Below are 14173 nucleotides of genomic sequence, written 5' to 3'. Positions count from 1 at the left end.
TTAACATGTTACAATTTTTTACTTTTTGTAACACGTTTTATTAACATGTTACAATTTTTTACTTTTTGTAACACGTTTTATTTAACATGTTATTATTTTTTACTTTTTGTAACACGTTTTATTAACATGTTACAATTTTTTACTTTTTGTAACACGTTTTATTAACATGTTACAATTTTTTACTTTTTGTAACACGTTTTATTTAACATGTTATTATTTTTTACTTTTTGTAACACGTTTAGATATCATTTAAATTGTGAATTTGAGGCGCATCATATAAAAACTCGTATAACGCTTTATTAATATAGAAATTCTCTTTACCAATTTTTTGCTTATGTACAAGATTTAACTCTATTAATTTATCTAAATGTCTCGATGCTGTTTGTCTCGATACTCCTATGTCTTCAACTAAAAATTCAATTTTAGTGTAAGGATGCTTGAATAAATTATTTACTAAATCTTGAGAGTAAATTTTAGGTTCATTTTCCCTAATAATTACTTTATATTCTTGCATTAATTTTTTTATTCCTTTAATTATAAAGGTTGTCTGAATTGATGTCTTTTCTATTGCTTCTAAAATAAACATAATCCATTCTTCCCATTCTTTGGTTATCCTTGTTTGTTGTAATAATTGATAATATTGAATCTTGTTTTGATTTATATAACGGCTTAAATAAAGAATAGGTAAGTTTAATAATTCTTCCTTGACTAAATATAAAATATTAATGATACGTCCTGTTCTACCATTTCCATCATAAAAAGGATGTATGCTTTCAAATTGATGATGAATAATAGCCATTTTAACCAATGGATCTAAATCTGTTAAATCAGGATCATTAATAAATACCTCTAAATTAGACATATATTTTACAATATCTTGATGATTTTGCGGAGGTGTATAAATAATTTCTCCTGTTTGATCATTTTTTAAAGTTGTTCCAGGAACTTTTCTAAATCCAGAACGTGTTTCTTCTAAAATACCTTGAATATCAATAATATTATTTGAAGTAATTAAACCATATTTTTTTACTAAACTAAATCCATTTTTCAAAGATGTAGCATAATTAAAAACTTCTTTTGCTGCAGGACTAGTAAACTGATTTGTTAATTCATCACTACTAAATAGTTCATCATGAGTAGTTATAATATTTTCAATAGCTGAACTGTCCTTCGCTTCTTGTAAAGACAATGTGTTTAAAATTATTTCTTGGTTAGGTATTGTATCCGAAACGCCATTTAATTCAGCCAATGCTTTATGTGCTAGCGCTAACTTTTTCAATACTTTTTTAGATTCAACATCCTGATCTAAAGGTAAATTAGGTATATTATAATTGCTCATCTTTTAAAATCTTAAATCAGTAAAACCTGTAATTGAATCGATATATTTATTTTCCTCTAAATCAAATTCAGAATAATAGAATTTCCATACATTCGCTTGTTCGACAGGGATTAATACACCACCAAAATATTCGGTACCATTTTCATTCATCCAACGGCGTAATGCATTGTGCTTATTAACATCAGAAATATCAGATTTTAAAGATTTCGTATCAAACAATCCAATACGTCCGTCTTTCGTTTTAATAATAAAATCAACAAAAAACAAACGTTTTACGCCTGCTATATCTGTATAATCGACTGCAAAATGTTCACGCCCACTATCACCATTCTTGTACCAATACTCAATTTTATCTTCATTATGAATTAGGAAGTCTTTGAATAACTTTTCAGGATTTGAAGCTCCATTTAATTCATAGAAAGGTGCTAAAGCATGAGAAGAAATTTCTTCTCTTGTATGTTTTTCTGAATAAAAACGTTCTTTTGGAATAGACCAATCTGAATATTCCACACGACGATTTACTACTTCTTGTTCGTGTTGGTATTTATTAAATTCTTCTAATGCCACACGGATATCATCTAGTATCAATGCTTTATTTTGCGGAAATAAATAAATTTTTCGCGCATCAAATTCAAATGCTTGTAAATAATACTCTGCAAAATTGATTAATGTTTCACGCATTTTACGCCATGATTTTTCTTTAATTAATAAAGTAATACTATCGTAGCAGAAACGATCAAAATATTGTCTAAACTCTTCGCTTGTGATGGCAAAATCTTTTGAGTTTAGTGAATTGATTGCAATTGCATTCACTTGATACGGATCTACCTTTATATCAGTTGGTATAGTAATTTGGTGCGAACTTATATCAAATTCCCATCCCTTTTCACGCATCAAATTTGTATTCTTTTCTTTTAAAGCAATAACATCTGCATCATCACTTTCACGAGGTGTGAATAAATCCAACTCAGGTAATTGTTTTACCCCATACTTTGCCTCCATGATATTAAAGAAAATGGTTTGAAAAGCAGAAGTTAACGTAGCCGACGTTTTACGGTCATTAATCATCTGAGCAGTTTTCAGATTGGTATATACCCAACCTTTATCATCTTGTCTTGTGGCTAATAATTTATCAAAATAATCAGCATCTGAAGGCACAAATTTTATTTGATTGGTTTGGATGTTGGTGTACACATAGCCATGGTTTAAATCGTCGTTTAAATAATGTTTACGATGTGGCATACGCAAAATACGACCGACTGTTTGAATACCAAAATCAGGCGATTGTACATTACGATAACTTACTAAAATAGCAGCACGAGGACAGTCCCAACCTTGGGCAATGGCTTGCTTAAAGATTAAAACATCTTGTAAACCATTCATTTCTTCTAAACCGTCTTTATCTTTTTCGCCTGATAACCAAATGGCTAAGCGACCGTTAGCTGTAGAAATGTTGTATTCCATGTTTAACAATCCTTCTATCACTTCACGGATTGTCTTATCCTCATCTGATAAGGTTGATTTATCTGAAGGTAATTGAATTAGGATTAAAGGGTTAACAACACCTTCACCTAACTCTTCGTTATATAATTTTTGTAATTCTGCCTTTTTCTCAAAAGCTTTACGTAATAAATGAATGTGAACATTTTCTCCATTCTGTTCGTCAGGATTTAACCCTATGTTTAAACGAACCGATTTTTTAATTAATTCTTGTTCGATAACCTCCTTACGAGAAACGTTCACTAATCGATCTTGTGCTTTTGTTAATTGTTCGCCACTTGGGGTAGCTGTAATTAATATTTCTACATCTGCTGCAATCAACTCACGTACTGCTTTTGCTTGAGCACCAGTGAATGCGCTCAAATGAGCTTCGTCTATAATTAATAAAATCTTTGTATCGTTTTGACGTGTATTTTCTATTAACGATTCTAAATTAGTATTGGATTCATTTTCTTTACGCCAAATATTAGTAGCAGAACTTAAACTGCTCCAATTGGCGAACAACAAATCACCAGGATTGAGAACCGGATTTGCTGAAAGCTCGTTCAAATTTAAACAATTTAAGCGTCTTTGTTCTTCGTACAATTGGTTTAAAGAATCATAACTTTGTACGTGTAACGTATTGGGTGCAAACCATATAAACGCCATATTATTATCTAAACCAGGATGTAAATGTGCTTGGTCTACAATACGTTCTAGTAAAGCAGCAGCCATTACCGTTTTACCTGCTCCTGTAGGCGCTTTTAATAATACAGGTGTTTGTGGCGAAGCAATTTCTAAGGCTTCTATGACATGATTTTGTAATGCATTTACTGCTTTTTCTTGAAAATCTAATAAAGTGTACATGGATTAAGCTTCTTGGTTAGTAGTTGATGAAACAGCCCCTTTTTTGTCTAATTTTAAGGTGCGGAATGTTGCACGATAGGCATTGTAAATACTATCTGGCAAAGGAACCGCAGTGATTTTATCGGCAACTTTGTAAAAGTCATCTTCTATGATTTCTTTTTCAGGACTAAACGCATATACCTTTACTTTTTCAGACGTTTCTAAACCACTAATAATGCTTGATAATTGCTCGATCACTTCCTCTTGGTTGCGGGTATGGTAAACCACTACCATGTATTTTCCTAACCCATTGGAGAATAGTTTGGCTTGTTTCTCATTGATGCCAAAATCATTGGTTTTGTCGATGAAACAATTTTCTTTGATGCATAACAATTCTGTAGAACGAGCCGTTAGTAAACGACGGTTTACTTCTGTACGCTCACTTGGTACAAAATCTGCTTGGTAATAACGTAAGTTATTATTGATTAATCCCTCAACCTGTTCTCCTTTTGCATTGGTATAGCCTTGGATGACACGTTTGTTACGCTCATAAGCTACTTTTTCCGCAATTTGATTCTCGTTATTAGTTACTATTATACATGTGCGGTTACCATTATCTTTTTCATTTAATGCCATTGTTGCATGTAACGTAGTACCTGTGCCTGCAAAAAAATCAAGAATTATAGCATCTTTATTAAAGTAAGTTTTAGTATTTAATAAATATTCTATTAATGATGTAGGTTTGGGATATGTCATTACACCTTCTTCATTAAATATATTGATCAACTCTTGATATGCATCTTCATTAGTTCCAACACCAACTTCTGAATTAATTATAGTTGATGGACGCTTTATTTTACTATCTTGATCATGTCTAAGTGTATTGAATCCAAATTTTGATGATAGCGAAATTTGACTACCGTTTGTAATTTCTTCATCTAATTTTTTTTGAGTCCATACAAATGGTGCATTAACATTTAATTCGGATTTTATTAATTGATTTTCAACAATTATATCATTTAAAATTTCAATTGAAGAACTTCCATTTCCATAAATTCCTTTTTCAATTATTTGATCAGTTAAAGTTGTTGTAATAAAATTTTTTGGAAAAGTTAAAGTTTTTAATGAGTTAGTTCTCTTAACCAATGGCTGCCACTTATTTGAATAAGCCGCTTCTCCAAATAATTCTGTATTAGATATATCTTTTGAATAAACTAATACATATTCAGTCATACTTCTTATAGTTTTAGATAAATGGCTCCCTTTTTTCTTTTTTGTCCAAATAAAATTTCCTATAAAATTATTCTCATTTAATATTTCATCACACAACAATTTTAATTGCGCTTGTTCATTATCATCAATAGAAATAAAAATGACTCCATTATCAGATAATAATTTCTTCGCCAAACGTAAACGCTTATCCATAAACGATAACCATTTACTGTGACGGTAGGTATCTTCTTTATCTACGTACGCATCGTTGTAAATAAAGTCTTTATTCCCTGTATTATAAGGCGGATCGATATAGATGACATCTACTTTCCCTTCGTGTGTATACGAAAGAGCAGTTAATGCATGTAAGTTGTCGCCTTCAATTAAGATATGGTTGGGTGCATTTTCATCATCAGAAATTATTGCACGTTCCTTTACCTCTTTAAAAACAGGTAACATGCTGCGCAATTGTTCTTCTACATCTTCTGGTTTGTCTTCCCAAACTAAACCGTATTTCTTTTTGGTGTTTACCAATTCAATTAAATACGCTTTTTCGTCGTTGGATATATCTGTTAAATCTTTGATTTTCTTTATTAAGTCTTGTTTATTCATACTGTATGGATAAGTCCTTAAAGGTATTAAAAAGTGCAGGTACTATCAAATTCTTAAGTTATTGATGTCCAAATAGAGAATCATACAAATTCTCTTTTGTAGGATGTGGTATTTCCCATTTATCTAAAATTGCGTTAAGAATTTTTTTTCCTCTTATAATTACAGTTTCTTTTGTCCAATGATCCATAGATAATAGCTCAATTTCAGAATCATAAACAATACTGTCTCTATTTAAAGATGCTTTAATTCGATCTTTATGTTCTTGAAAAGATTTTGGATTTTGTTTATTACTAGATATAAAAATATTACCCAAAGAATAGGTGTATTTTACACGGTTATTTATTGTTAATGAATTGATATCTTGATAAAAAATTCTTACTGAATGATATTCTTCATTAGGATATAGTAAGTTTAGACTAATATCACTGTCAACACGTTTATCTGAAATAATTTCTTCATACTCTCTCAAAATAAAATGGATACCATCCCAAGAATAGAAGTTTTGATTTTGAAGAATATTTCTACTTACATTATTCCATGAAAATTGTGATGTTCTACTTTCTTTTAAAAGTTCTGATAAAGAAATCCCATAAGCAGTTCCTTCTGTTCTGAAATATCGATTAATATCTCTAAACGTCGTTTCTTGATTATAATTTGTTTTATTTCCATTAAGTAAAAAACACATAATGTTATGGCGTTCCATCGTCCAAAGTATCTTTTCAACTCGTGTTAAATTTATTTCCTCTTGTTCTGTTAGTATACCATCATCATTCTTTTGAGGTAGTTTTTTCGATAAAACGGCTAATACTAAATTCAACATATAGCTACCATACCCATAAGGAAATGAATTAAGTCGAAGTAGCGATCGTTGAATTTTTTTTGTGTAGATGTAATCAAAATCAGGATCATCATCAACTGCGTACGGATTGTTAATAAAATACCATAAACGTACAGCTCTTTTCATAGCTCTTGTCCATCTTCCCAATTCATAAGGATTCATGAAATTATTTTCAGTAATATTCATCAAACTAAAATCGTGCTCAAATAAATTGTACTGATAGGCTTTAAAATTTTTCGCAACCATCGTTTCATTTGAAAAATACAGGAGCCAAAATGCCTTTAGGAAATTATCATCAACCATCGGCTTTTTTTGATTTCTTCCAAGCCATTTATATACCTCTAGCCATGTATTATTGACTAATGTTCGTCTGCCATTGATTTGAGCTTGATTAAAAGGTTGTTTAGAGAGTAAATAAAGTACTCTGTTTTTAAAACGTTCTAATCCAGAAAGTTGTTTACCTCTGAAATTTAAAGTTTCAAAAATCATAGAAACATCGAGATTTGTATCTACAGAAACACTCAAATCTAGTATAGAGAATAATAACCTTTTAGTAATTTTAGTAATTAATTCATTGATTTCATTTGGAGAGAAATTATTTATTTTATTGTCAAAATAATTTTTAGCAAAAAGTAAATTATGTGTATATAAAGTTTCTGTACTTTCTTCGTTGTAAGAGGGGTCTTCAAAAATATCACGAATCAAGAAATTGTGAGAAGGAACATCAACATGATATCCAAAGATATATTTATTGATTTCATTTTCATTTATAAAAAAATATTTTCTTGAATATTGCAGCTGTTCGGCTACATTATTAATTTTTTTAACTAATCTTGAAAGTAAAATTAGAATTGTAGTTAACCTTTGTTGACCATCAACTAAATTGTAAGCTTTTATATCAATACCATTGATAATTATTGTTTTTTTACCTTCAGGATTTTCAACTAGATTAAAACCTTCTTGATTAATTTTATTGAAGTCGTTATCACTAAAAGTATTTACAGTTAATATTCCTGTAAAATGGTAAGCGTCATTTCTTAAACTTGTATTTGATAAGTCTGCCCATAAATCATTTAATTCTTTTTCTGTCCAAGAATAACCACGTTGATAATCAGGAATTCTAAATATTGTTTGTTCAAATAATTTTTCAAAAGGTAAAATTGTACTCATTAGTTAAAGTTTTTAAAATCAAACAGATTTTCTAAGGTAAGTATTATTACCTTTTGAAAAATACGGTTAACCGTAATTTTGTTTCAATTTACAAAATCAAAATAAATCATTTACTAATTGGTATTGTTTCATTATGATGTTTATAGATTTTATATTAATTTAATTACGTTACATATAGCTAACGAAATAAAATCATTTATGAATAATTATAATACCTTTTAGTTTAATTAATGAATGTATTTTGAGTGAAAAATATAAATTAACACAACGTAAACAAATGTTATTCAACATTTTAAATTGTTGTTTAAAATTTTTTATAACAATATCATTCCTTTATTAATAATTATGCAGCCTTTAATCTATTTAATATGGAAAATTTTGAAAAAAATTTTTGGAGCTACCTGCTTATTAATAATATTAATTAGGGAGGGAGGGATATTTAAGAGGATACGGATGGAGGGGTAAAGATTATAATTAACAACTTGTTAATAATCAATAATGAAATTCCAAAAGAAAATTATAGTAGAAATATGGGAAAACATAGATTTGCAAAATATGGAAAATACGGTTGTTATTAAAATTGTAGGAGATCTTACCACTAATTTTGTGGGTATCAATGAATTATTTAAATTTTATAATGAAGCTAAGGATTATTTTGATTACATAATTTCTATAGACTTTTATCATTTAAGATGGTTTGATGCTAATTTAAGTGCCATTTTTGGAGCAATGATCCAACTATTAATAAATAATAATAATCTAAAGTTTACAACAGACTTAGCTTTTTTAGAAAATAGATTTGATGTATTATTTAGAAATGGTTTTTTAAATTCTGAAAATTATAAATCAGATGAAAGAAATTCAACTATAGCATTTCAAAATTTTGATCAAAAAGATAAAATTGGATTTAATGATTATATAGAAAATAACTTGATGCATCATAGGGGGATGCCAAATATATCTGACAATCAAAGCGATTGCATACTAGATGCATTAAATGAAATATTTTGTAATATTCAACTTCATGCTCAAACAGAGAATGATTTTTATGTATGTGGACAATACTATCCTAGACAGTCTAAACTTATTTTTACTATGGTAGATTTAGGCAAAGGTTTTCTTCCTGCAATAGCTGAAAAAACAAAGAATGAAGTACACTCAAACTATCAAGCAATTAAATGGGCATTAGAAAAAAGAAATACAACAAAAAAAAATAGACCTGGGGGGTTAGGTTTATTTGATTTAAATAGTTATTTTAGTACTAATAATGGAGATTTTCAAATTATAACAGGAGATACATTTTGGAGTAAAAATCTTGAAAATTCCCCTATGAAAAAACAGATATTTAGTAAACCATTCATAGGAACAATAGTAAATTTGGTATTTGAAATTTAGTGTTGTACCTTTGCAAACATAAACCGTTTAAAAGCAAAATTATGAAAATCAATATTTTAGATATTATAAATTCTAATTTAGCTACAAATATTGAAGATGGTGTTAATGTTTTTAATGTAATTAGTGACATTAATCCTGATTCTTTAATTCTTTCATTTGAAGGGATTAAGCGTATTTCTACAGCTTTTTTAAATGAATCAATTGGGCAGTATGCTCTAATCCATAACAATGTGAATACTAATAATTTTGTATTTCCAGAAGATAAACCAATGTTTAAATTGAAAGTTGAAGATATCATTGAAAATGCACTTTTAGGAGATCAATATGATGAATTAGTAGATAATATGATTGTTTCTTTATAATAGAAGAAGAGGTTAATTATGCCTTATTTATATTCAAAAACACAAAATGCACGTCCTAAGGATGGTGCATTTTATTTTTTAGATGCTAATATTTGGATTAAAATTCTAGCTCCTAAATCTAAATTGTCTTTCAAGGATAAAAACTACATTACATATATAGAAAAAATTCAAGACAATGGTAAATGTAAGATTGTCGTTACAGCTTTGGTTTTATCAGAAGTTATAAATCGAATTCTTAGAGATGTACATATGGAAAAGTTTTTACTTAAAATGAAAAAACAAGATTCAAGTTATGTTCCTCCTACAGATTTTTATAAGGCTGTATTTAGGAAATCAGATGAATTTAAAATTGCTTATACATTGCTATGTGATGAAATTAGAGACATGCATGATACCTTACATTTAGTATCAGATAAATTAGGAGATAAATTTAAATTAAAGCATATACTTAAAGATTTGCCAACTCATTTAGATTTTAATGATCATTATTATTACCAAATTTGTAAAGCCAATAATTATATATTAGTTACAGATGATAAAGATTTTTGGGTAGAGGATGTAGAAGTCATGACAGAAAGTGAAACACTTTTTAATAGTTTTCTAAAATTGAAATTAGTTGACGGATAAATTAAAACATCCCCTAATACATCCCTTAAGTAAATTAAAAACAGATAAATAGTTGGTTATTAGTGTTTATAGCAAGTCCCGCCAGCTCCACAAATCTCCTTTAAAAAGTTTTAAAGGAGGTTTTTTTATTAAGAAAACTAAGGTTCCCAAATAATACGTGTCATCACATCAAGGTTGGTTCCTGTATGTTTGGTGATAGAAACTCCAGTAACCAAACCAATCATTAAATTGTGTTGAATAGCCAATCTAATTTGAGGTCTTAAAGTATAATGAAATCCATCGCGGTCAATATCCATATTATTTTCAAGTCCAATAAAGTTTTTCGAATTTGGTAAAACATACATCATACTTGCATTTATAGTTGCTCCAACATCTACTTTTTGCTCTTTATAATGATGTTCAAAAATAGGACCTGTATAGATTAACGTGTTGAAATTTTTAAAATTCTTTGCTCCAATAAAAACAGGATTCATTTTCATACCCGTAAATACAGAACCTTGATGTCCTAATTCTTTAAAATTATTAAACTCAAATTCATGAACATAAGCTACAGCCAAAGACATTTTTTGTTTTTCATTTACTAAAAAAGTATATTGAGTTGCTAATTTTAAACCTTCAATTTTATTGTTCGGAACATAAATAGAGCCATCGTTATTATCGCTTTTGTGATTAAAAGAAAAAGGTACTTCAACCTCCAATCCCAAACGATCTGCAACAGCCCATTCATACTCAATAAAACCATTATATTCATTATATCCTTTTTTTGAGGTCACTCCAAATCCTACATTTATCTCAGCTTCTCCTTTTCGTGCGCCCAAATCACGCATCAAATCTGTATAGAGAGGTTCTGCATGTTCAACTTTAGGTTTTAATGTTTTTTGTTGAGGTTGAATGGTGATAATTGAATCATTTTTCGTCTGAGCTATCGTAGTAATTGTTAAGAAAGTGCTTGTAATTATTGTTAAGAAAAATTTCATTTGTTTATTATTTTGAGACAAAGGACAAAGAAGATTTAGGAAGAAATTAGGAATTGAAGTTTTACCCCTTTAAAAATCTAACCTATTAAATTTTGAAGTTTTTTGATACTTATCATTTTAAGAATAATAAAAACTATCTTATCTTAGTCGATGAATTAACACCACATTTAAGACAATCAAACAATTATGAGTTCCTACGAATATTATAACTTTCCGATACAGTTGATAAACGGTTTTTTAGATGATTCTAAAAAAGTTTTGATTGATATTTCACATTATTGTATTTATAGAGTTTTTATAGATAATTTCGAGAAATATTCGGGTTCTTTTACAGGTTATCAGAAGGCTTGTGATGATTTTGGAATCGAATTTAAAAATGTTGCAGCAGCTTATCAAAATGGTAAAGATTTGTATGAAGCAACAATAGATAAAAGTCCGATGGTTGGAATGACTTCTGAAATGTATTGGGATTATATGACCAATGAAAAATCTGAATTTGAAAAGGTTTTACTGCTTGGGGATCTTGCTTTTAAAAGCATTTTAGGTGCAAAATCATATATAAAATTGGATAATAAATATTGGTTTAGCCGAATGAATGGTTCTGTAAAATCAATTGCGAAAGAAGAAATTTCTCCAAAACTTCAACGTTATTTGAACGAATATCAAACCAAAAAGATTAAGAATCAATTAATTGCTGGTTGGGGATTAGCTTCATATTCAAGATATAATCGCGGATTTTATGTGAGTTATAAAATGACATTAGATGATTTGGCTTATCATGCAGAAAAGATTAGAAAATCTACACAAGATAAAAAGATCAAAAATGATGTAAAATCAGCTCACGAAAAAGCATTAGAGAGATTGGAGAAGGAAGGTCAATAGTGTATATATTTTATAGAACAAAAAACCTGAAGATTAACTTCAGGTTTTTATTTTATTTACGTTTAAAAAGGTTTTTAAAAAATCCACCTTTATTATGGTTTTCTCCATAACCATAGCCATAACCATAGCCATAACCTTTTGTAAAGTCAACATCATTAATAACCATAGCCATATTCTTAAGTCTATTTTCTCTATATAAATCTCTTGGAATTGCTAGCATACGTTTATCTAAGTAGTTGGCACGAACTACGTACATTGTAATATCTGCATCGTCTGAAATTAATAGTGTATCAGTTACTAAACTTACAGGAGCTGTATCAACTATTACATAATCATAATGTTCCTTTCCATATTTAATAATATCATCAAATCGTCCATTCATTAATAATTCGGATGGATTAGGTGCTATTTGACCTGAATAAATAACATCGAATTTATAATGTGCAGGTTTTTTTATGATAATATCATCAATATTAACATCATTAGAAATTAAATATTCAGTTACACCATATTTATGTATATATTGATCAGAAATACCTAAATAATCTAATACTTTTGGACTTCGAATATCAGCTCCGATTAACAATACTGATTTTCCAGACATTGTTAAAATCTGAGTTAAGTTAGTTGATATAAATGATTTTCCTTCTCCACTAGTTGTAGATGTAATATAAATACATTGAGGATCTGTTGAGTTCTTTAATAAGAAATTTACATTTGTTCTTAAGATTCGGAAAGCTTCAGCAGCACTTGAGTTATCATTATTTTCTAATATAGAAATATTACTTTTCGGTACTTGTCCTGCGATAGGTGCTCCTACGGCATTTTCTACATCTTCTTTTGAATTAACTGTATTATTTAATAATTTGTATATATAAATTATTATAAAAGGTATTATAAGACCTACAATAAGCGCTCCTAAAAATATAATACTTTTTTTAGGGGAAACAGGTTCTTTTATACCATAAGCATAATCAATTACTTTAATATTTTCTGGTGTTGCAGCAGCTTTTATTTCATTTTCTTCTCTTTTCTGAAGTAAGAATAAATATAAAGCCTCTACAATTTGTTGTTGGCGAGATATATCTCTAAAACCACGCTCTTGACTAGGTACTTTTTTAATTTTTCCAGCAATTTGATTTTGCTTTCCTTGTATTGTATTTAAAATAGTTTGTGTGTTATTTCTATATAATTTTAAACTATTCTTCAGGTTTCTTTTTACATCATTTATTTGCTCTTGTAATTTAATAACATTTGGATGTTCATTTGTTACAGATTTTAACATATCTTCTTTAGCTAGGACTAGTTCGTTGTATGAAGATATTTCTGATGAAATAGATTTATCTTCTAAACCAATATTTGAAGGAAGTAAATCTGTACGAGACGTATTAAGAGCTCCATTCATATATTCAACTAATTGTAGTTGTGTAGAAGCATCTAATAATTTCTTTTCATTATCAGCAGCACTCTCTAAAAAAATATTTGCTTCAGAGGTAACATCTGTAATATTATTACTTTGTTTATATTGTTCTAATTGTTTGTCAACACCATCTAAATCGCCACTAACAATAGCTAACCTTGAATCAATAAACTTAGATGTAGCTTCAGTTAATTTATGGTTATCGCCTACAATATCTTTGTTGTAATTAATAATTAAATCATTAATTACTTTTTTAGAAATCTCAGGAACAGGACCTACTAATGAGAAGTTAATAATTTTAGAACTTTTTTCACTGTTAGGATCTATAGCAAGTTTCTTTTGGTAATTATCTACAGTCTTATCAATAGAATTTAAAACAATCAGATATTCATTATCAATTGATTTAGCTAAGTTTTTATTAGGACTGATAACAAAACTTCCAATCTTATCATTTATTTTTTGTCCAAAAGAATATTCCTTTTCTGTAGAAGTTGTTTTGTTTGTTAAAATAAATTTTGTTGTAGATTTTATTTGAACAATAAATTTAGCTTCTAAATCTTCATTGGTTTTATCAGCTTCGTTTAGAAAAATAATTTTAATAGGAGATTTCTCTTGAGTTAATTCAACTTCAGCTACACGACCTTTACTAAAATATTGAATATTTAAATTATTTTCTTCTACAACCTTAGTAATTAGTCGTTTTGATTTTAAAACATCAATTTGATCACCAACTTCAGCATTTGTTGAAGATCCCCCTCCAAGCATAGCTTGATCCATTAAACCAGCTAATTCACCTGTTGCAGATTCTTTCTCATTTAATAATATTTTAGCTGAAACTTGATATTGTTTCTGAGTATATTTAACATATAAAAAGGCTAAGGTTAAAGAAATAATAACTCCAAATACAAACCATTTCCAGTAATAAAGATATTGTTCTAAAATTTGTCTGATATTAATCGTTTCTTCAGACTCATCGAAGTATTGGTCTTCTAGGTTATTTTTATTTGTACTCAT

At 28.6% G+C, this 14173-nt stretch carries 10 protein-coding genes; 4 read left to right on the top strand and 6 right to left on the bottom strand.

What is annotated here, in order from left to right; genetic code table 11:
- Nucleotides 1–238 precede the first annotated feature (238 nt).
- The 4 genes from HXZ69_RS03445 to HXZ69_RS03430 are packed head-to-tail and all read right to left on the bottom strand — an operon-like array spanning nucleotide 239 to nucleotide 7496.
- Nucleotides 239–1339, bottom strand: coding sequence for a Fic family protein (locus tag HXZ69_RS03445; RefSeq protein ID WP_286495001.1), 1101 nt, complete (start codon nucleotides 1337–1339; stop codon nucleotides 239–241).
- A 3-nt stretch (nucleotides 1340–1342) separates the two neighbouring features.
- Nucleotides 1343–3685, bottom strand: coding sequence for a DEAD/DEAH box helicase (locus tag HXZ69_RS03440; protein WP_286495000.1), 2343 nt, complete (start codon nucleotides 3683–3685; stop codon nucleotides 1343–1345).
- Nucleotides 3686–3688: 3 nt separating this feature from the next.
- Nucleotides 3689–5488: a site-specific DNA-methyltransferase gene (locus HXZ69_RS03435; protein ID WP_286494999.1), complete on the bottom strand. Its 1800-nt coding sequence runs from the start codon at nucleotides 5486–5488 to the stop codon at nucleotides 3689–3691.
- A gap of 58 nt (nucleotides 5489–5546) precedes the next feature.
- Nucleotides 5547–7496 (bottom strand): DUF262 domain-containing protein, encoded by a 1950-nt coding sequence (locus tag HXZ69_RS03430; RefSeq protein ID WP_286494998.1) that lies wholly within the window; start codon nucleotides 7494–7496, stop codon nucleotides 5547–5549.
- 498 nt (nucleotides 7497–7994) lie between these two features.
- Between HXZ69_RS03430 and HXZ69_RS03425 the strand changes: the two genes are divergently transcribed.
- From HXZ69_RS03425 to HXZ69_RS03415, 3 genes are read left to right on the top strand one after another with little or no spacing between them, the layout of a single operon-like run.
- Nucleotides 7995–8891, top strand: coding sequence for a hypothetical protein (locus HXZ69_RS03425; protein ID WP_286494997.1), 897 nt, complete (start codon nucleotides 7995–7997; stop codon nucleotides 8889–8891).
- A gap of 41 nt (nucleotides 8892–8932) precedes the next feature.
- Complete coding sequence (locus HXZ69_RS03420) at nucleotides 8933–9253, top strand: STAS-like domain-containing protein (protein ID WP_286494996.1); 321 nt, start codon at nucleotides 8933–8935, stop codon at nucleotides 9251–9253.
- Nucleotides 9254–9271: 18 nt separating this feature from the next.
- Complete coding sequence (locus HXZ69_RS03415) at nucleotides 9272–9880, top strand: PIN domain-containing protein (protein ID WP_286494995.1); 609 nt, start codon at nucleotides 9272–9274, stop codon at nucleotides 9878–9880.
- 137 nt (nucleotides 9881–10017) lie between these two features.
- Here the strand turns inward: HXZ69_RS03415 and HXZ69_RS03410 are convergent, their stop codons facing one another.
- Entirely contained in the window at nucleotides 10018–10857 is an 840-nt protein-coding gene (locus HXZ69_RS03410; RefSeq protein WP_038336266.1) for an HAEPLYID family protein, read from the bottom strand.
- A gap of 186 nt (nucleotides 10858–11043) precedes the next feature.
- On the opposite strand from HXZ69_RS03410, the gene HXZ69_RS03405 reads away from it, so the two are divergent.
- On the top strand, nucleotides 11044–11739 hold the full coding sequence (locus HXZ69_RS03405; RefSeq protein ID WP_219034502.1) for a hypothetical protein: 696 nt from the start codon (nucleotides 11044–11046) through the stop codon (nucleotides 11737–11739).
- A gap of 52 nt (nucleotides 11740–11791) precedes the next feature.
- Here the strand turns inward: HXZ69_RS03405 and HXZ69_RS03400 are convergent, their stop codons facing one another.
- Nucleotides 11792–14173 carry a GumC family protein gene (locus HXZ69_RS03400; RefSeq protein ID WP_286494994.1) on the bottom strand — a complete coding sequence of 794 codons (2382 nt, stop codon included), beginning with the start codon at nucleotides 14171–14173 and terminating at the stop codon, nucleotides 11792–11794.

Origin of the sequence: Empedobacter sp. R132-2 (genome assembly GCF_030324375.1) — a bacterium.
GTDB classification, from domain to species: domain Bacteria; phylum Bacteroidota; class Bacteroidia; order Flavobacteriales; family Weeksellaceae; genus Empedobacter; species Empedobacter falsenii_B.
This window is presented reverse-complemented; position numbering and strand designations above follow the sequence as displayed.

Bases quoted from the DNA above. Each gene is read 5' to 3' on its own strand.
- HXZ69_RS03445 (WP_286495001.1), bottom strand. From the start codon at position 1,339: ATGAGCAATTATAATATACCTAATTTACCTTTAGATCAGGATGTTGAA.
- HXZ69_RS03440 (WP_286495000.1), bottom strand. From the start codon at position 3,685: ATGTACACTTTATTAGATTTTCAAGAAAAAGCAGTAAATGCATTACAA.
- HXZ69_RS03435 (WP_286494999.1), bottom strand. From the start codon at position 5,488: ATGAATAAACAAGACTTAATAAAGAAAATCAAAGATTTAACAGATATA.
- HXZ69_RS03430 (WP_286494998.1), bottom strand. From the start codon at position 7,496: ATGAGTACAATTTTACCTTTTGAAAAATTATTTGAACAAACAATATTT.
- HXZ69_RS03425 (WP_286494997.1), top strand. From the start codon at position 7,995: ATGAAATTCCAAAAGAAAATTATAGTAGAAATATGGGAAAACATAGAT.
- HXZ69_RS03420 (WP_286494996.1), top strand. From the start codon at position 8,933: ATGAAAATCAATATTTTAGATATTATAAATTCTAATTTAGCTACAAAT.
- HXZ69_RS03415 (WP_286494995.1), top strand. From the start codon at position 9,272: ATGCCTTATTTATATTCAAAAACACAAAATGCACGTCCTAAGGATGGT.
- HXZ69_RS03410 (WP_038336266.1), bottom strand. From the start codon at position 10,857: ATGAAATTTTTCTTAACAATAATTACAAGCACTTTCTTAACAATTACT.
- HXZ69_RS03405 (WP_219034502.1), top strand. From the start codon at position 11,044: ATGAGTTCCTACGAATATTATAACTTTCCGATACAGTTGATAAACGGT.
- HXZ69_RS03400 (WP_286494994.1), bottom strand. From the start codon at position 14,173: ATGAGTACAAATAAAAATAACCTAGAAGACCAATACTTCGATGAGTCT.